Raw genomic sequence first — 17995 nt, forward strand, 5'->3', positions numbered from 1 at the left:
GGTCATCGCTGTGCGTCAAGTTTCAAAGCCTCAGCGCCCAACTCCGATCCAATACCTCCGCTACTGCTACGGACGCCCGTTGCCGCCAGAACTGCTGGACTGGGTCCGCAACGACCTGGCCGGCCCGGGTGCCACCGTCCGGATGATCCTGCGCGCCGCCGTGCCGACGACGCTCATCCTGATCCCGTTCTGGTTCTTTCCGACAGACTTCATGACGCGTTTCAGCATGACGTTCCCGATCTGGTTCATGGTGATCCTGTTCGCGCACGCGCTCAACAAGGTGTGGCGCACGCACATGCTGCGGATGCACGGTCTGAACCCGGAGCTCGCCAACGCACGCAAGCGCGAGCGCGACGCCCACATTCACCGGTCCTACGAGGAACGCTACGGGCCGCGGCCGGACTCGGTCGATCAGCGCAGCGACGACATCTAGACGACCCGGGGCAACTCGGCCAGTTCGTCGAAGGCCTGCGCCCAGCCCAGCATCTTCTCGGTCGCACCGACCAGCTCTTCGCGGTAGCGCCGCTGCGACATCGGGGAATTCGCCGGATCGCCGGCCGACGTCGTCGAGCCGTCGTTGGCCGACGCCACCAGTTGCGCTGCGGCGGTGACCATCTCGTTGTACTGGCGAACGCCGGCACTGAGCTGAGCGGTGAACGCGTTGATCGTCGGCACCAGGTACTGACGTGATTGGGCGCTGTGCTGTACGGCGCGCTCCATCGACACCACCTCGGCGGCGGTGGCCGCCATCGTCGACGCGGCGCGGTTGACCGCTGCCGTCAGTTCGGTGATCTCGTCGTCCGGCAGCAGCCGGCCCCGCTCGAGCACACCCAGCAGCGAGACCATCCCCCGCTCGGAGGCGCCCAGCGCGTACATCGACGGTCGTGCCGCCGAGCCGGGCGGCGGCAGGCGCCGCACCGCGGTGGAGCGCACTGCCGGCAGCGGCGCCGCACGCAGCCAGCGGTAGCGCAGCAACAACAGCGTCGCCGGCGCGGCCGCACCCGCTGCGACCAGCCCGGTGATCAGCAGCACCCATACCGGGGTCGACCAGGACGCCAGCACGGCCGTCACCAGCGTCCAGAATCCGCAGGTGGCAGTGAAGAACAGACCCAGCCGCAGCGCCCACCGGCGCTTGCGCAGCATCCGGGCCCTGGGGTCCGCGATCGCACCCAGCTTGTCGGCGAGCAGGTCGGCAGCCTCGCTGGCCCGGTCCACGGCACGCTGCAGCAGTGGGTGCCGAGCGCTGCCTCCGAGTGTCGCGGCCACCTGACTACCGTCCCAGCGGGTTCTCGGGGGTGGGATTGGCACCGGACTGCGGGGATGCCGGGGTGGCCTGTCCGGGGGCAGTGGCGGAACCACCCGCGGGCAGCGACTCGCCCCGCATGGACGCCCGGATCTGCTCCAGCCGGGAATGGCCGGCCATCTGCACGCCGGCCTGCTCGACCTCGATCATCCGACCCTGCACCGAACCCTGCGCCAACTCGGCGGCCCCGATCGCGTTGGCGTAGCGCCGTTCGATCTTGTCGCGCACCTCGTCCAGGCTGGGAGTGGTTCCGGGAGCGGCGATCTCGCTCATCGAGCGCAGTGACGCGCTGACCTGCTCCTGCATCTTGGCCTGCTCGAGCTGGCTGAGCAGTTTGGTGCGCTCGGCGATCTTCTGCTGCAACACCATGGCGTTCTGCTCCACGGCCTTCTTGGCCTGCACGGCCGCCGACAACGCCTGATCATGTAGGGCCTTGAGGTCTTCCACGCTCTGTTCGGCGGTGACCAGCTGGGCCGCGAACGCCTCGGCGGCGTTGTTGTACTCGGTGGCCTTCGCGGCATCTCCGGCAGCCGTGGCCTGGTCGGCCAGCGTCAGGGCTTGGCGCACGTTGACCTGAAGCTTCTCAATGTCGGCCAGCTGCCGGTTCAGCCGCATCTCCAACTGCCGCTGGTTGCCGATCACCTGTGCCGCCTGCTGGGTCAGGGCCTGGTGCTGACGCTGCGCCTCTTCGATCGCCTGCTGGATCTGCACCTTCGGATCGGCGTGCTCGTCGATCTTCGAGTTGAACAGCGCCATCAGGTACTTCCACGCCTTGACGAACGGGTTGGCCATCAGTCAGCTCCGTCTGCTTGTTTCCAGTGTTGTCGCGCTACCGCCGGTACCGGTGATCAATTTATCGGGTCGACGGTGCTCGGGTGGGTGTTCAGGCCGGGCGCGTCACGCCGAGGCCGCCGATGCCAGCGTACGAATCGGCGGGATCACCACCTTGGTACCGGCATCGATGCGGGTCACCGCGCCACCGTGGGCGTTGCGCACTGCCAGTTCGGCCCGCTCGGCCTGAGCCAGCCGGGTTCCGGCGTCGAAGAGCACAGTCGACAACGGGATGCGCAATGCCGCACAGATCGCGTTGAGCAGCTCACTGGACGCTTCCTTGCGGCCCCGTTCGACCTCCGAGAGGTAGCCGAGGCTGACCCGCGCCGCGTCCGACACCTCACGCAGCGTGCGCCCCTGAGCCGTCCGGGCCTGGCGCAGCACCTCGCCGACCGACTCCCGCAGCAATGTCGTCATCGTGCACTCCCCCTTACGGGTCACCCTTGGAAACCGACAGTCACCAAGGTCAACGCGCGCGACGCCCTAATGGGTTCCCGGATTCGACAGTTTCATTCGGCGGTCCCAGCTTCGCCTCTCCTCCGTCGAGCCTCGCTGAACCGCCGGCTTCATTCGGCGGTCCCAGCTTCGCCTCTCCTCCGTCGAGCCTCGCTGAACCGCCGGCTTCATTCGGGTCAGCTTCGAACTGGCCCGCCGCGCAGGTCGGTAACCGCCGAGACGACGTAGTCCACGCCGGTCAACACCGTCAGGATCACCGCCGCGGTCATCACCGTCCAGGCCGTCACCAGCCAGGGGCCCGCCAGCGGCAAGATGAGCAGCCCGATGCCGACCGCCTGCACCAGGGTCTTGAGTTTGCCGCCGCGGCTGGCCGGGATCACTCCACGGTGCAGCACGGCGAACCTGAGCAGGGTGATCCCGATCTCGCGAGCCAGAATCAGCACCGTCACCCACCACCACAGGTCGCCCAGCATCGACAGACCGATCAGCGCTGCGCCGATCAGCGCCTTGTCGGCGATCGGGTCGGCCAGCGTGCCGAACTCGGTAACCATGCCGTAATTGCGCGCCAGGGTGCCGTCCAGCCGGTCGGTGATGATGGCAATGGCAAAGATGACGAACGCCGCGATACGGGTCTTCGGATCGTGGCCATCCTCGGCGAACAACGCCAGCAGGAAGACCGGGACCAGCCCCATCCGCATGACGGTCAACGCGTTCGCAAGATTGACCACGGGGACATGCGTCACCGCTGGACCGGTTTTTGGCTGTCCCGACACGGGGTCAGAATATCTGTTGCCCAGCCCGAAATGAGAAACCGATACTGTGCAGCTGTGAATCTTGCGGCGGATCGACCGGCCGGACGGCCCGTGGTCCGGCGCGCACGCACCTCGGACGTCCCGGCGATCAAGCAGCTGGTGGACGTTTATGCGGGCAAGATCCTGCTGGAAAAGAACCTGGTGACGCTCTATGAAGCGGTCCAGGAATTCTGGGTTGCCACCGACGCCGACGAGCAGGTGGTGGGCTGCGGCGCCCTGCATGTGCTGTGGTCAGACCTTGGCGAAGTACGCACCATCGCGGTGGACCCGACCCTGACCGGTCGCGGTATCGGACACGCGATCGTCGACCGCCTGCTGCAGGTCGCCCGCGAGTTGGAGTTGCAGCGGCTGTTCGTGCTGACCTTCGAGACCGAGTTCTTCGCCCGGCACGGCTTCACCGAGATCGACGGCACACCGGTGACCGCCGAGGTGTTCGAGGAGATGCAACGCTCCTATGACGTCGGCGTGGCCGAATTCCTGGACCTGAGCTACGTCAAGCCGAACACCCTGGGCAATACCCGGATGCTGCTGGTCCTCTAGTCCCCCTAGTCGACGACCAGATCGCGGGCCCGGCGCGTGGCGCCGATGAGAAAGCTGAACTGCCCGTCGGATTCCATCCGGCCCTCACGGACTACCGAAAGGTCCGCAATACCCTGTTTGCGGGCCTGCTCGCGAACCTGTTCCTCGGTGATCATCTCTTTGCGCATATTGGCGTAGAGGAATGCGCCGTCGTAGATCACCAACAGCGGCCCCGGCCGCAACAGCCTCGCCACCGAAGGCCAGCGATGCGCCATCCAGTTCAGCAGGTATGACCAGCCGATGATCACCCCGACGAGCAGGATGCCGTCGCTGATCGATCGGTAGCCGCCGGCCATCCCGTTCTGCGCCGCATCGGCGATCAACACCACGACGATGAGATCGGTGATGCCGTTGGTGCCCGCCTCGCGTTTCAACACCACCCGCAGCAACGCGTAGATCGCGATGTAGATGACTGTTCCACGGACAAAGATCTCCGAGGGCGGCGTGTCGAAAGCGAAAAGTCGTGCCCAATCCACGTGGCGAGATTACGCGCTCTTGCGTCGCGGGAAAACCGCTGGTGTCCGGTCCGTATCCGGTCCGTGTCCGGTGCGTGTCTGGTGGGTGTCGCGGCGGCCGAACCTGGGGACTTCCGGCCCTGCCGCGGGCCACCCGAACAGGAGATAGTGGTACTGACAGTTGCAGACAACTGGAGGCAGCCGTGGCCGAGCACCTGACCCCCCTGGACGCCGGCTTTCTGGGCGTCGAGGATTCCGATCACAACGTCAGCATGGCCACCGGGACGCTGGCCGTCCTGAACGGCCCGATTCCCGACCACGCCGCGCTGCAGGCAACGCTGGCCGAACGTCTGCGCGGGTGCCCGCGGTTCGGGCAGCGCCTCGTGCGCCACGCCTTGGATCTGAGCGCACCCGAATGGGTGGACGACCCTCACTTCGACCTTGCCCATCACATCGGTCGGGTCGCGGTGCCCTCGCCCGGCGGAGACGCCGAACTGCACGCGGTGGTGGCCGACGTGATGTCCTGGCGACTGGACCGCAATCGCCCACTGTGGGAGATCTGGGTGATCAGCGGACTCAGCGGTGACCGGTGGGCCCTGTTGATGAAGGTCCACCACTGCATCGCCGACGGCACCATGGCAGCGCACATGCTGACGGGCTTGTCCGACAACGGATTAGCCCATCTGGCGGCCCACACCGCCGCGCCGGCACAGGATGCGGCGCGACCGCCGCACGGCCGGCCGCCGCTGGACCTCAACCCGGTGCATTGGGTGCACAACCTGCGCGGTGTCGTGGAACTGGCGGCCGGCTTGCTGCAACCGGCCGCGTCGTCGCTGAACGGTCCGCTCACCAGCCGCCGCCGTTACAGCGCGGCACGGGTTGCGCTCGACGACGTCCAGCAGGTTTGTCGAGTGTTCGACGTGACCGCCGATGACGTGGTGCTGGCGGCTCTGACCGAGAGTTATCGCGACTTCATGATCCGGCGCGGCCAAGTGCCCCAGTCTGATTCGCTGCGCACTCTGGTGCCGGTATCGGCACTGTCCGCGCATGCGCCGGCAAGCCCCGCCAACCGGGTTTCCGTGCTGTTGCCGCGTCTGCCGATCGAGGAGTCCAATCCGGTGAAGCGGTTGCTGGACGTGCGGTCCCGGCTGGCGCGGGCCAAAGCCGGCGGGCAGCGCCACGCCGGACCCGCGGTCCTGTCGGCCGCCGGCCTACTACCTGTGGCGTGGTCGGCTTGGGCGGCACGGCTACTGGGACAACTCCACCAGCGTGGCGTCGTGGCGTTGGCCACCAACGTCCCCGGCCCTTCAGAGCCGTTGCAGATCATGGGTTGCGTCGTGGTTGCGGTGCTGCCGGTGCCGCCCATCGCGCTGCAGCTGCGTACCGGCGTGGCGGTCCTCAGCTACGCCGGCGAACTGTTCATCGGGGTCCTGGCCGACTTCGAGTTCGCGGCGGTCGACGAACTGGCCCACGGGCTGGAGGCCGCGGTGGCCCGGCTGGTGGCACGCAGTAAGCGACGCAAGCCGCTGCGCGACTGGCACGGGCTGGCCCTGGTGCACAGCGCGTAGCCGACGGCTCATGGCCGCCGGTTCCCGGCCGGCTCCCGTCGAGTGTGAATCTCCCGACGGCCTATCGGTGTGTCGCGTCGGGAGATTCACACTCGGCACAGGGCGCCCAGAGTTCGGCGCCGGTGGCTAGAACTCGTCGTCGCCGCCGTCGTCGTCGGGGGCACTGCCGCCGCGGATCAGCATCAGCGTCCCCGCCAACTCATCCGGCTTGACCAGCACCTGGCGGGCCTTGGAGCCCTCGGACGGGCCGACGATGTCGCGGGTCTCCATCAGGTCCATCAGGCGGCCGGCCTTGGCGAAGCCCACCCGCAGCTTGCGCTGCAGCATCGAAGTCGAGCCGAACTGGCTGGACACCACCAGTTCGACGGCCTGCAGGAAGACGTCCATGTCGTCGCCGATGTCGGGGTCGACGTCGGTGCGATCCCCACTGGGCTTCACGGCGGTGACGCCCTCGGTGTACTCCGGTTCGGCCTGGTCCTTGCAGGCGCTGACGACGGCCTGGATCTCCTCGTCGGAGATGAACGCCCCCTGCAGCCGGATCGGCTTGTTGGCGCCCATCGGCAGGAACAGCCCGTCGCCCATGCCGATCAGCTTTTCGGCGCCCGGCTGATCGAGGATGACCCGCGAATCGGTGAGCGACGAGGTGGCGAACGCCAGTCGGGACGGCACGTTGGTCTTGATCAGGCCGGTGACCACGTCCACCGACGGCCGCTGGGTAGCCAGCACCAGGTGGATGCCGGCGGCGCGGGCCTTCTGGGTGATCCGCACGATCGCGTCTTCGACATCGCGGGGAGCGGTCATCATCAGGTCGGCGAGCTCGTCGACGACCGCGAGGATGTAGGGGTAGGGCCGGTAGACCCGTTCGCTGCCCAGCGGCGTGGTGATCTCGCCGGAGCGGACCTTGTCGTTGAAGTCGTTGATGTGACGCACCCGGGACGACTTCATGTCCTGGTAGCGCTGCTCCATCTCCTCTACCAGCCAGGCCAGCGCTGCGGCGGCCTTCTTCGGCTCGGTGATGATCGGGGTGATCAGGTGTGGAATACCTTCGTACGGCGTGAGTTCCACCATCTTGGGGTCGATCAGGATCATCCTGACCTCTTCGGGGGTAGCCCGCGCCAGCAGGGAGACCAGCATCGAGTTGACGAAGCTGGACTTGCCCGAACCGGTGGAGCCGGCAACCAACAGGTGCGGCATCTTGGCCAGGTTGGCGCAGATGAAGTCGCCCTCGATGTCCTTGCCCAGCCCGATCACCAGCGGGTGGTGGTCACCGCGGGTGGACGGCGCGGTCAGCACGTCGGCCAGCCGCACCAGTTCGCGGTCGGTGTTGGGCACCTCGATGCCCACGGCGGACTTGCCCGGGATCGGCGCAAGCATCCGGACGCTCTCGGTGGCCACCGCGTAGGCGATGTTGCGCTGCAGGGCGGTGATCTTCTCCACCTTCACCCCGGGGCCCAACTCCACCTCGTAGCGGGTGACGGTGGGACCGCGGGTGCAACCGGTGACCGCGGCGTCAACCTTGAACTGCTCCAGCACCGAGGTGATCGAGTCGGCCATCTGGTCGTTGGCGGCGGTGCGTGTCTTCGGGGGGTCCCCAGCGACCAGCAGGCTCAGCGCCGGCAGCGTGTAGGGGCCCTCCACCACCCGGTCGAGGACGACCGTGGTGGCAGCGGATTTGGCCGCCTTGGTCTCCTTGGGCGCCTTGCGGCGCACGGGCTTGACCGGCGGCGGCGCAGCGGCGGGCTCTTCGTCGAGTGGGTAGTTGTCCAGCGGGGTGCGCGACTGCCAGTCCGGAGCGTCGTCGACTTTGGTGTCGGGCTCGAGGCCGCCGAACCGGCTGGCACCGCCGGCCGGGGCGCCGCCGCCGGTGTCGTCGTCATCGGCATCGTCGTAGGCCTGGTCGTAGTCCTGATCGTCGTAGTCGTCGTAATCGTCGTAGTAGTCGTCTTCGTCGTAGTCGCCGCGGAACATCGTGCGCAAGGTCTCGGGTGCTTCGCGCAGGGTGGTACCGGTCAGCAACAACACACCGAACAGCACGCCGATGCACAGCAGCGGCGCGGCGATCCACGCCGTGAGTCCGTCGGCGAGCGGGCCACCGATCGCGAACCCCACGAAACCGGCGCCGTGCAGACGGCCATCGGGACTCTGCGGAGAGCCCGACCACAGGTGCCACAGGCCCAGGATCGGCAGCCCGATCATGGTTGACCCGAGGATCAGCCGGGGCCGGTTCTCCGGGTCGGGTTCGGTGCGCATCAGCAGCACGGCGCCGGCCGCAGCCAGTACCGGAAGCAGCACCACTGCTCCGCCGATCACGGTGCGCAGACCGGTGTCGATCCACGCCCCGACCGGCCGGGCGGCATCGAGCCAGCAGCTGGCGGCTGTCACCACGGCAAATCCCAGCAAAGCCAGTGCGATGCCGTCGCGGCGATGGCCGGGGTCGATGTCGTGGGCGCGGCCCACCGAGCGTGCGGCGCTACCAGCGCCCTTGGCGACCATCAGCCAGGTGGCGCGGGCCAGGCGTCCACACGCCATCCCGAGCGCCACGGGACCCGAATGCTGCCGGGCGGCGCGGCGCGGCTTGGCTGCCGGGCGTGACCGGGCGGGCCGTGAACCACCCTTGGCGGCGGCCTTGGAACCGGCTTTTGCCCTGGTCGTTCGGGTACCGGAACGCGCGGGAGCCCTACTAGCAGCGGTCTTACTAGCCATATCGGCAAGCCTAGTCGCAATTACCCCATCTGCACCATAAGCCACACTGGCCCCGGCCGGTCGGTTCACCGCGCATCCGGCCCAGGGCTGGGTAGGGTGGCCCGTGAATCCCCCATCAGCCAAGGAGCCGCATATGCCCGTGGTCGTCGTCGCCACCTTCACCGTCAAGCCGGAATCGGTCGAGGCCGTCCGCGAAATCTGCACCAAGGCGGTGGGACAGGTGCACGAAGAACCGGGCTGCCAGCTCTACTCCCTGCACGAAGCCGACGGAGCCTTCGTGTTCATCGAGCAATGGGCCGATGCCGATGCGTTGAAGGCGCACTCGACGGCGCCCGCCGTCGGTGAGCTGTTCGGCAGCCTCACCGAGCACCTGGCCGGCGCACCCGACATCAAAATGCTGCAGGCGGTCCCGGCCGGCGACCCGGGCAAAGGGCAGTTGCGTCCGTGACAGCGCGGCCGTCGAGCGGAAACCTGCAAGGGAAGGTCGCGCTGATCACCGGCGCCGCCCGCGGCCAGGGCCGCGCCCATGCCCTGCGACTGGCCGCCGATGGAGCCGACATCATCGCCGTCGACCTGTGCCAGCAGATCGACAGCGTGCCCTATCCGCTGGCGGACGCCGAGGACTTGGCGGCCACGGTCAAGCTGGTCGAAGACACCGGTGCGCGCATCGTGGCCCGGCAGGCCGATGTGCGTGACCAGGTGGCGTTGGGCGCCGCCCTGCGGGCCGGCGTCGACGAGCTGGGCCGGGTGGACATCGTGGTGGCCAACGCCGGCATCGCCCCCATGGCCGCGGCCGATGGCTGGAACGACGTGATCGACGTCAACCTGACCGGGGTGTACCACACCATCGAGGCGGCGATTCCGACGATGGTCGACCAAGGCGACGGGGGGTCGATCGTGCTGATCAGTTCGGCCGCGGGCCTGGCCGGTATCGGCAGCCACGATGCCGGGGCCATCGGTTACGCCGCAGCCAAGCACGGGCTGGTCGGACTGATGCGGGTCTACGCGAACCTGCTGGCGCAGCACAGCATTCGGGTGAACTCGGTGCACCCGGCCGGTGTCGACACCCCGATGATCAACAACGACTACGTCCGCGGCTGGCTGGCCGAGCTCACCGCCGCGACGGGGAAGCCACCGGACATGGGCAATGCGCTGCCGGTGGCGGTGCTGGAACCGGAGGACATCGCCAACGCGGTGGCGTGGCTGGTATCCGATGCGGCCCGCTACATCACCGGCATCACGTTGCCCGTCGACGCCGGGTTCATCAACAAGAGGTAGCCGTGGCACGCAACCCGGCAGCGCAGACGGCCTACGGCCCGATGGTGCTCGCGGCTATCGAGCACCACGAGCCGCCGGGGCGACGCCTGGTCGACGACGACTTGGCGGCGCCGTTCCTGCCGGCCGCCCTGCGCTGGTTGGTGGCGGCGTTGCGGCCCGCGCCGCTGCGGAGGTGGTTCATCGCCGCGATGGACCGATCCGGGCCGGGCCTGTGGGTCAACCTGACCTGCCGTAAGCGTTTCATCTCCGACCGGGTCGATGAGGCCGGTGAGGGTGTCCAAGCCGTCGTGGTCCTCGGCGCGGGCCTGGACACGCTCGCCTACCGACTCGCCCGGCATAACCCCATCCCGGTCTTCGAGGTCGATCAGGCCGTCAACATCGCCCGCAAGTCCGCCACCGTGCGCCGGGTGCTCGGTGGCCTGCCACTGTCGGTTCGGCTGGTGGCACTGGACTTCGCACACGACGACGTGCTGACCGCCCTCGTCGAGCACGGTTACCGAACGGCGTTCCGCACGTTCTTCGTATGGGAAGGCGTGACCCAATACCTGAGCGAGAGCGCCGTCCGGAGCACCCTCGAGGGGCTGCGCCCGGCGGCATCGGGCAGCCGACTGGTGTTCACCTACGTCCGCCGTGACTTCATCGACGGTACGAACCTGTATGGCTCGCCGGCGTTGTATCGCAGGATGGTCAACAAGTTGTGGCATTTCGGGCTGCAGCCTGCCGAGGTGGCGGATTTTCTTGCCGGATACGGCTGGCGACTTATCGAGCAGGCCGGACCAGAACAATTCCTTCAGCGCTACGTCGAGCCCACCGGCCGCAACCTGGGCGCGAGTGACCTGGAATGGTCGGTGTACGCCGAAAAGCTCTGAGGTGCGAGCCGGTTCAGACCTCGATCACCGTCGGCACGATCATCGGCTGACGCCGGTAGACCTCGCCCACCCATTTGCCCACCGTGCGGCGCACCGCCTGAGCGATCCGTACCGGATCGGTGACCTGCTCTGCAGCAAGGGATTCCAGCTCCGCCTCGACCTTGCGGGCCGCCGGCTCCAGGGCCTTGGGGTCTTCGGAGAAACCCCGCGAATGCAGGTGCGGCGGAGCCACCGGCTTGCCGGTCCCGCGGCGCACCACCACCGTGATCGCGACGAATCCGCTGGACAGGATCAACCGCTCCCCCAGCGTCGCATCGCCGACATCGCCGTCGACGAGCCCGTCGACGAACATCTTGCCGACCGGCACCCCACCGGCGATGCGGGCTTGCCCGGCGACCAGATCGACGCTGACCCCGTTCTCGGCCAGCACGATGTTCTCCTCGGGCACCCCGGTGCGGGCGGCCAGCGCGGCGTTGGCGCGCATCATCCGCCAGGTGCCGTGCACCGGCATGACATTGCGCGGCCGGATCCCGTTGTAGAGGAACAGCAGCTCGCCGGAGTAGGCGTGCCCGGAGACATGCACCCGCGCCGCAGCGTTGGTGACCACCCGGGCGCCGATCTTGGCCAGCGCGTCCATCACGCCGTAGACGGCCTCTTCGTTGCCGGGGATCAGCGACGACGACAGCACCACCAGGTCACCGGCGGTCAGCGTGATCGACCGGTGCTCGCCGCGCGACATCCGTGACAGCGCCGAGAGCGGTTCGCCCTGGGTTCCGGTGGTGACCAGCACCACCTTCTCCGGCGGCATCTCCTCGGCGGCCCCGATGTCGATCACATCGCGGTCTGTGACCCGCAGAAAGCCCAGATCCTTGGCGATCCCCATATTGCGGACCATCGACCTGCCGACGAAGGCCACCCGCCGGCCCTGCGACACCGCGGCGTCGACGATCTGCTGCACCCGGTCCACGTTCGAGGCGAAGCACGCCACGATCACCCGGCCCTCGGCGCCGCGGATCAGCCGGTGCAGGGTGGGGCCGACTTCGCTCTCGCTCGGACCGACACCGGGAATCTCGGCGTTGGTCGAGTCGCACAGGAACAGGTCCACGCCCTTGTCGCCCAGGCGCGACATCCCGGGCAGATCCGTCGGACGCCCGTCCGGAGGCAGCTGGTCGAGCTTGATGTCCCCGGTGTGCAGCACGGTGCCCGCGCCGGTGTGCACCGCGATCGCCAGTGCATCCGGGATGGAGTGGTTCACCGCGAAGTACTCGCATTCGAACACCCCGTGAGTACTGCGCTGACCCTCGGCCACCTGCACGAACACCGGCTTGATGCGGTGCTCCCGGCACTTGGCGGCAACCAGGGCCAGGGTGAACTTCGAACCCACCACCGGGATGTCGGCCCGCAATTTGAGCAGGAACGGAATGGCGCCGATGTGGTCCTCATGGGCGTGGGTCAGCACCAGCGCCTCGACGTCGTCGAGTCGGTCCTGGATGTGCCGGATGTCCGGCAGGATCAGGTCGACACCGGGCTCGTCGTGGCCCGGAAACAGCACGCCGCAGTCGATGATCAGCAGTCGGCCGAGGTGCTCGAAAACGGTCATGTTGCGGCCGATTTCGCTGACACCGCCGAGCGCGGTGACGCGCAGTCCGCCTTCAGTCAGTGGCCCCGGCGGGGCAAGTTCGTCAGTCACCCGCACCTCACCCGAGCACGGACGCGGCGCGCATGTCGATGGCCAGTTCGTCGACCTCGGCGGCGGACGCCGGCACCATCGGCAACCGTGGGTCACCCGCCTCGAAACCCTGCAACCGCAGACCGGCCTTGACGAAAGTCACCCCGCCCACGCGCCCCATCGCGTTGGACAGCGAGGCGATCGAGACGTTGATCTTGCGGGCGGTCTCCACGTCGCCGGCCTCGAATGCGGCCAGCATGTCACGCAGCTGACCGGCTGCGAAGTGCGAGATCACGCTGACGAATCCGGTGGCTCCCATGGCCAGCCACGGCAGATTGAGGGCGTCATCGCCGGAGTAGTAGGCCAATCCGGTCTCGGCCATGATCTGTGCTCCGGCGTGCAGATCCCCCTTGGCGTCCTTGATCGCGACGATGTTGGGGTGTTCAGCCAATTCGAAGATGGTGTCCGGCGCGATCGGCACCACCGAGCGGGCCGGGATGTCGTAGAGCATGACCGGCAGCGCGCTGGCGTCGGCGACGGCGGTGAAGTGCGCCAACAGACCGGCCTGCGACGGACGCGAGTAGTACGGCGTCACCACCAGCAGGCCGTGTGCGCCGACCCCGGCGCACGCCTCGGCCAGGCGCACGCTGTGCTCGGTGTCGTTGCTGCCGGCGCCCGCGATGATGCGGGCCCGGTCACCGACCGCCTCGACTACCGCACGCAGCAGAGTGAGCTTCTCGTAGTCCGCGGTAGTCGGCGACTCACCAGTGGTGCCCGAGATCACCAAACCGTCGCAACCGGCGTCGACGAGGCGATTGGCCAAGCGCACGGCGGCGTCGGTGTCCACCGAGCCGTCCGCGCCGAAGGGGGTGACCATGGCGGTCAGCACGGTGCCGAACTGCGCCTTGGCGTCGAATCCGCTGCTGCTCACGGCCCCAAGATTACCTGGCCCCTGGAGTTGCTCAGACCTCGGTGGCGAGCGGACTGGTCGCGACTTCGGTGCCGTCGGCCAGCGCGCTGATCTGGAAGTCCCCGAATGCCGCCGGAGCCACCTCGGTGAGCTGCCGCAAGCACTCGACTGCCAGCCGGCGGATCTCGACATCGGCGTGCTCGCTGGCGCGCATCGCGATGAAATGCCGCCACGCCCGGTAATTGCCCGTCACCACGATGCGGGTCTCGGTGGCGTTGGGCAGCACGGCACGAGCGGCCTGCCGGGCCTGCTTGCGCCGTAAGACCGCATTGGGCTGATCAGCGAATTTGGCTTCCAGCCGGGCCAGCAGCTCGACGTAGGCGGCGCGACTGGCGTCCGCGGCGTCGGTCAGGATCTGTTGCAGCTCCGGATCGTCCTCCATGCCGGGCGGCACCACGACCCGCGAGTCCGGTTCCGGGACGTAACGCTGCGAGAGCTGGGAGAACGAGAAATGCCGGTGCCGGATCAGCTCGTGGGTGGCCGACCGCGAAATGCCGCTGATGTAGAAGGTCACGCAGGCATGCTCGAGCACCGAGAAATGCCCGACGTCGATGATGTGGCTGAGGTAGGCCCCGTTGGTGGCGGTTCGCGGGTTGGGTTTTGACCAGCTCTGGTAACAGGCTCGGCCGGCGAATTCCACCAGGGCCTGACCGCCGTCGGCGTCAGTGCTCCACGGCACGTCCGGCGGCGGAGTGAACTCGGTCTTGGCAATCAGTTGCACGCGCAGCGGCGCCGTCTCGGCCACGGCACTCACCTTAAGGCGTGCCCGGCAGGTGTCAGCGCCACCGCGCCCACACATACGGCACCAGCGCGCGCAGGAACTCCAGATCCGGGCCGGGGCGGGCATTGGCGAACGCGCCCTCGAAGTACTCCTGGGCCGCCAGCAGAATGCCCTCGGCGTACTGGCGTGTGAACGCGATGCTGCCGTAGTCGTCCATCAGAGTGCGCACCTGCCGCACCAGCGCCGCTGAGCGCTGCGATCGACTGCGGCGCAGGTAGTCCGCGAGCAGGTCCCGGTCTGCTGGTCGCGCCACGGACAGCAGATGGACCAGTGGCAGGGTCCGCTTCCCTTCGTAGATGTCGCCCAGGATCTCCTTGCCGTAGATCCGTTCGTCGCCGACCAGGTTCAGCAGATCGTCGCGGATCTGAAACGCGGCGCCGAAATGAAATCCGAACCGCACCAGCGTCCCCAGCTCCGCGGTGCCACCCGATCCCACCATCGCCCCCACCCGCAGCGGATGGATGGTGGTGTACCAGCACGTCTTGTGCAGGATCAGATTCAGGTAGTCCTCGGGGCGCAGGTCGTCCACCTGGTCGGCCTGCCAGCCCACTTCGATCGCCTGCCCCTCCAAGGTCCGCAGCGCCATCGTGTCGAACTCGGCCCACACCAGTTCCGCCAGGTCGCGGTCGAGCTGGCGGGTCGCTCGCCGCAGCACCTGCCCGGCGACCAGGGCCAACGCGTCGCCGGTGTTGATCGCCGTCGCCATGCCGTACTGGGCGCCCAACGTCGGCCTACCGCGGCGCATCTCGCTGCCATCGGCGATGTCGTCGTGGACCAGGAAAGCGTTGTGCAGCAACTCGATCGCCACGGCGATACCGAGTAGTGCGTCGGTGTCCGCACCGAAGGCCCGGCCCGCCGACAGGCACAGTGCCGGCCGCAGTGCCTTTCCCGGCCGCTGTGGATACGCCCGCAGCGGTGCGTACAGCCACTTGGCGGGTTCGCCGTCGGGTAGCGCGTCGAGCATCGAACGGCGGACCATCCGGGCGACCTCGCCGAGGCGCTCATCGACCGCGGCCACCGCTTCGCGGTCGGCGATGTCGGTCACGGTTCCAGCGCTGCGACGGTGAGCACCACCGGCAGCCACAGATCGGGATAGCCGACGGCCAGCAGGGTGCCGCGATAGGTACCCGGGCAGACCTCGGGCCCGACATCGGCGGTGATCTGCACGCCACGGCTGGACCTGCGCGGCATCGGCACCGTGGCCGGTTCCACCCGCACCGCGTCGGCCCCGATCACCTGGCCGCCGTGGCCGAGCAGCTCACTGCACCGCAGCCGGACCTCCGCGCGGTCGTCGGTCTCCCGGTTGTGTAACCAGACCTCACCGGTGGCCGAACCCGGACCGGTGACCCGAAGTGTCAAGGCGCCCTTGGACGACGGATCATTGATGTCCAGCGTCACCGTCGCGCCGTCGCCGTGTTGGCGCGCAGGCAGCGACCGAAGCAGGAACTGCCCGGCGGTCGACCACCAGGCCCGTGTCAGCTGTTCCCATTCCGACAGGCCGGCGGGGCCTGCGCCGCTGCTGCGGTTGGCGGAGGCGCAATCGGGCGCGATCTCGGCTGCTTTAGCGAATTGATCGACGATTCTGCGGGCCGCACGGAATCCTTCGGCCTGGATCGCACTGAGCGCACGTGCATTGGCGGCGGGGTCGAAAATTGACGCCCACGGTAAATCGTCGATAGACCCGTCATCGAAAGATTTGTTCACCAATTTCCCCTTGTGGAAATTATCCGTGTTACCGAGAATTTAATGCTGCGGGGCTTGCCGATAAACGACCTGAACGCCGTATACTACCTGCTTAATCGGGAGATCGGAGGCCCAATGGTGGCGACCGATATGGCAACTGCGATTCAATCTCTGTTGGCGCTTTACGGCGCTCTCGATCAAGCGGTCACCGACACCGGCGACCCGGAAATCGAAGCCACCGTCGAGCGTTATCTTCCAGACACTGCAGGGGCGAATGCGGGGTGGTACGAAGAATTGCTCGGCTTCCTGGCCGGTCTGGACCACCGTGAGGTGGGTGCGCCCGCGGCCCCGGACCTGGGCCAGGCGTTGGCGACGCTGCAAACGGGAAACGGATCTGTCACCGACACGCAGTCACAGCCCCTGACCGCGGTGCAGTTGTCCCGCTTGGTTTTCGCGATCGGGGCCCTGAGCCACCTGCCGCAGTATTACCCACCCGACCGGTGGGATGACCAGTTCGCCGCGACCTTGACCATCGTTGGCGCCGCGCACGGTACTGATCTGCTCAGCCTGCTACGACGCGCCTTCCACGATCGCTCCGACTGGCCGGACGTCATGCACATCGCTGTCAGTGCGGGATTGATCCGCGCCGATATCGCTGCGGTGCCGCTGTGCCAAGCCAAACCCAAGTTCGTGCGCGGACGACTGTGCGTGGTGTACAACACCGAGTTCACCAGCCCCGCAGTGTCACTCGACGAGTTGAAGAATGTCGTCGACCCGCTCAACTGGCATCACTGCCTGCCGTTCTTCTGCTACATGCAGGGCTGGCCCACCCGCCCGGACGGTTGGAGCCGGGTACTTGAACATTGCAGCACCACCTGTCCGATCGCCGGAACACCGCAGCTGGTGACACCGCTGAAGTACTGGAAGAGCGCCGGCGTCGAGGGCCAACCATCGGCGCCGACCGCATGCGTCGATTTCGCACTGGACGACGATCCGGCAACGGGTGAGCACGGCGACGGCCGGATGGTGATCGACGAGGGCTTCATCAGGATGACCGCCACCGACGGCGATGCCGCCAGCCCCGGCGTGCGGGTGCGCACCAGAAAGGTCGCCGGTTTCCGGGACCTGGGTTGGGTTCCCGCGGCCGTCTTCGGCTGTGTGCTGGGATACGGCGATCAGGGTGTGGAATTGCTGCTGGGTGGCGTGGCCAAACGCGCTGAGGCCGGGGGTAAGGGCTGGACGGATTGGGAGCCGTCGGCGCCCGCGCAGATCGCCGGTATCGCGGCGGCCCACACGTCGCCGGGAGCCGGTGACAGCGCCCCGAGCGCCGTGACGCTGGCCGTCGAGATGGTCAACCAGTGCATCGACGACATGTCCGGCAGGAGCGCGGCGCTGGCCGCCAAATGGGCGGCCGGGGCAATGCCCATCGAGGAGTCGATAACGCTCGCCGCCGATCTGGCCGCCCGGCTTGCCTCCGATCCCTGGCGTTATCTGGATCGACTGCGGGCCAGCCAAGGGGGCGCAAGATGACCGATACCGCCGGCTGGATCACCCAGTACGCCACTACATCACAGCGCCTAGTCAACGAAGCCGGTGCGCTCATGCAGCGGGTCGACCACCAGATCCGCAACGGCACGTATGGTTCCGAACACGTCGCCAAGACGGCGAGCGAGCTGCTCAATCTGGGGATGGCCGCCAGCCTCCAGTGGACTCAGGCCATGTTCTCGTTCTGGAGCCCGACGTCAACCGACGACGTGGAGCTGTCCGAGTTCATCGAAGCCGAACCCGACAGCGGCTGCGAGCGGGTGCTGTCGGTCGCCCAGCCCTTCCGTCGGCTCGGCGCCGAATCCGATGCGATCGGCGCGCATGCACTGGTGTTCGTGCCGGGCATCCTGCGTGTCCACGCGAGCCGTTTCCGGGTGGGCGTCAGAGGGCAGGACTATTCCAGCGGCACGTATCGCGGCAGCGTCCGGCTCACCAGTGTGCAGGCCAGCATTTCGCGGCAGCACGAGATGGCCGTCACCGTAGACCTGTGACC

Annotated in this window: 19 protein-coding genes; 8 read left to right on the forward strand and 11 right to left on the reverse strand. The window is 67.7% G+C overall.

The genetic code is table 11. The features are described 5' to 3' along the window. Positions 1-10: 10 nt before the first annotated feature. A complete protein-coding gene (locus ACJH71_RS16860; protein WP_406759134.1) occupies positions 11-433 on the forward strand; it encodes a DUF5313 domain-containing protein in 423 nt (140 codons plus the stop codon). On the opposite strand, the gene pspM is transcribed toward ACJH71_RS16860, so the two are convergent. The 4 genes from pspM to pgsA all read right to left on the reverse strand — a co-directional run bounded on the left by pspM (position 430) and on the right by pgsA (position 3363). Continuing rightward, positions 430-1266: a phage shock envelope stress response protein PspM gene (gene pspM, locus ACJH71_RS16865; RefSeq protein ID WP_406759135.1), complete on the reverse strand. Its 837-nt coding sequence runs from the start codon at positions 1264-1266 to the stop codon at positions 430-432. The two genes, ACJH71_RS16860 and pspM, sit on opposite strands and share 4 nt — an antisense overlap. Positions 1267-1270: 4 nt before the next feature. Further along, a complete protein-coding gene (pspA, locus tag ACJH71_RS16870; protein WP_406759136.1) occupies positions 1271-2095 on the reverse strand; it encodes a phage shock protein PspA in 825 nt (274 codons plus the stop codon). A 105-nt stretch (positions 2096-2200) separates the two neighbouring features. Continuing rightward, a complete protein-coding gene (gene clgR / locus ACJH71_RS16875) occupies positions 2201-2551 on the reverse strand; it encodes a transcriptional regulator ClgR (protein ID WP_406759137.1) in 351 nt (116 codons plus the stop codon). Between the two features lie 215 nt (positions 2552-2766). After that, a complete protein-coding gene (gene pgsA / locus ACJH71_RS16880; RefSeq protein ID WP_406759138.1) occupies positions 2767-3363 on the reverse strand; it encodes a CDP-diacylglycerol--glycerol-3-phosphate 3-phosphatidyltransferase in 597 nt (198 codons plus the stop codon). Positions 3364-3393: 30 nt separating this feature from the next. Between pgsA and ACJH71_RS16885 the strand changes: the two genes are divergently transcribed. After that, positions 3394-3942 carry an amino-acid N-acetyltransferase gene (locus ACJH71_RS16885; RefSeq protein ID WP_406759139.1) on the forward strand — a complete coding sequence of 183 codons (549 nt, stop codon included), beginning with the start codon at positions 3394-3396 and terminating at the stop codon, positions 3940-3942. Between the two features lie 5 nt (positions 3943-3947). Here the strand turns inward: ACJH71_RS16885 and ACJH71_RS16890 are convergent, their stop codons facing one another. Further along, positions 3948-4457 (reverse strand): DUF421 domain-containing protein, encoded by a 510-nt coding sequence (locus tag ACJH71_RS16890; RefSeq protein WP_406759140.1) that lies wholly within the window; start codon positions 4455-4457, stop codon positions 3948-3950. 182 nt (positions 4458-4639) lie between these two features. Here ACJH71_RS16890 and ACJH71_RS16895 point away from each other — a divergent pair, with 182 nt between their 5' ends. After that, positions 4640-6004, forward strand: coding sequence for a wax ester/triacylglycerol synthase family O-acyltransferase (locus ACJH71_RS16895; protein ID WP_406759141.1), 1365 nt, complete (start codon positions 4640-4642; stop codon positions 6002-6004). A 126-nt stretch (positions 6005-6130) separates the two neighbouring features. On the opposite strand, the gene ACJH71_RS16900 is transcribed toward ACJH71_RS16895, so the two are convergent. Continuing rightward, on the reverse strand, positions 6131-8707 hold the full coding sequence (locus ACJH71_RS16900; RefSeq protein WP_406759142.1) for a DNA translocase FtsK: 2577 nt from the start codon (positions 8705-8707) through the stop codon (positions 6131-6133). 133 nt (positions 8708-8840) lie between these two features. On the opposite strand from ACJH71_RS16900, the gene ACJH71_RS16905 reads away from it, so the two are divergent. From ACJH71_RS16905 to ACJH71_RS16915, 3 genes are read left to right on the forward strand one after another with little or no spacing between them, the layout of a single operon-like run. Beyond that, complete coding sequence (locus ACJH71_RS16905) at positions 8841-9155, forward strand: putative quinol monooxygenase (protein WP_406759143.1); 315 nt, start codon at positions 8841-8843, stop codon at positions 9153-9155. Then, on the forward strand, positions 9152-9985 hold the full coding sequence (locus ACJH71_RS16910) for a mycofactocin-coupled SDR family oxidoreductase (RefSeq protein WP_406759144.1): 834 nt from the start codon (positions 9152-9154) through the stop codon (positions 9983-9985). Before ACJH71_RS16905 ends, ACJH71_RS16910 begins: the two co-directional genes overlap by 4 nt. Positions 9986-9987: 2 nt before the next feature. Next, complete coding sequence (locus ACJH71_RS16915; protein ID WP_406759145.1) at positions 9988-10854, forward strand: SAM-dependent methyltransferase; 867 nt, start codon at positions 9988-9990, stop codon at positions 10852-10854. Positions 10855-10867: 13 nt separating this feature from the next. Here ACJH71_RS16915 and ACJH71_RS16920 read toward each other — a convergent pair whose 3' ends face one another. From ACJH71_RS16920 to ACJH71_RS16940, 5 genes are read right to left on the reverse strand one after another with little or no spacing between them, the layout of a single operon-like run. After that, the gene (locus tag ACJH71_RS16920) at positions 10868-12544 is read right to left on the reverse strand and encodes a ribonuclease J (RefSeq protein WP_406759146.1); all 1677 of its coding nucleotides are present in this window, start codon (positions 12542-12544) and stop codon (positions 10868-10870) included. 7 nt (positions 12545-12551) lie between these two features. Continuing rightward, positions 12552-13454, reverse strand: coding sequence for a 4-hydroxy-tetrahydrodipicolinate synthase (gene dapA, locus ACJH71_RS16925; RefSeq protein WP_406759147.1), 903 nt, complete (start codon positions 13452-13454; stop codon positions 12552-12554). Between the two features lie 31 nt (positions 13455-13485). Further along, positions 13486-14238, reverse strand: coding sequence for an FAD-dependent thymidylate synthase (gene thyX / locus ACJH71_RS16930; RefSeq protein ID WP_406759148.1), 753 nt, complete (start codon positions 14236-14238; stop codon positions 13486-13488). Positions 14239-14269: 31 nt separating this feature from the next. Further along, complete coding sequence (locus tag ACJH71_RS16935; RefSeq protein WP_406759149.1) at positions 14270-15319, reverse strand: polyprenyl synthetase family protein; 1050 nt, start codon at positions 15317-15319, stop codon at positions 14270-14272. Further along, a complete protein-coding gene (locus tag ACJH71_RS16940) occupies positions 15316-15978 on the reverse strand; it encodes a hypothetical protein (protein ID WP_406759150.1) in 663 nt (220 codons plus the stop codon). The genes ACJH71_RS16935 and ACJH71_RS16940 overlap by 4 nt, the downstream gene beginning before the upstream one ends. A gap of 129 nt (positions 15979-16107) precedes the next feature. Between ACJH71_RS16940 and ACJH71_RS16945 the strand changes: the two genes are divergently transcribed. Beyond that, complete coding sequence (locus tag ACJH71_RS16945; RefSeq protein WP_406759151.1) at positions 16108-17487, forward strand: hypothetical protein; 1380 nt, start codon at positions 16108-16110, stop codon at positions 17485-17487. Then, entirely contained in the window at positions 17484-17993 is a 510-nt protein-coding gene (locus tag ACJH71_RS16950; protein ID WP_406759152.1) for a hypothetical protein, read from the forward strand. Before ACJH71_RS16945 ends, ACJH71_RS16950 begins: the two co-directional genes overlap by 4 nt. Positions 17994-17995: the final 2 nt, after the last annotated feature.

This window comes from Mycobacterium sp. SMC-15, assembly GCF_045310925.1.
Taxonomy (GTDB): Bacteria; Actinomycetota; Actinomycetes; order Mycobacteriales; family Mycobacteriaceae; genus Mycobacterium.

Coding starts and splice junctions, on each gene's coding strand:
- ACJH71_RS16900 (WP_406759142.1), bottom strand. CDS start 8,707: ATGGCTAGTAAGACCGCTGCTAGTAGGGCTCCCGCGCGTTCCGGTACC.
- ACJH71_RS16885 (WP_406759139.1), top strand. CDS start 3,394: ATGAGAAACCGATACTGTGCAGCTGTGAATCTTGCGGCGGATCGACCG.
- ACJH71_RS16905 (WP_406759143.1), top strand. CDS start 8,841: ATGCCCGTGGTCGTCGTCGCCACCTTCACCGTCAAGCCGGAATCGGTC.
- pspA (WP_406759136.1), bottom strand. CDS start 2,095: ATGGCCAACCCGTTCGTCAAGGCGTGGAAGTACCTGATGGCGCTGTTC.
- clgR (WP_406759137.1), bottom strand. CDS start 2,551: ATGACGACATTGCTGCGGGAGTCGGTCGGCGAGGTGCTGCGCCAGGCC.
- ACJH71_RS16945 (WP_406759151.1), top strand. CDS start 16,108: ATGGCAACTGCGATTCAATCTCTGTTGGCGCTTTACGGCGCTCTCGAT.
- ACJH71_RS16950 (WP_406759152.1), top strand. CDS start 17,484: ATGACCGATACCGCCGGCTGGATCACCCAGTACGCCACTACATCACAG.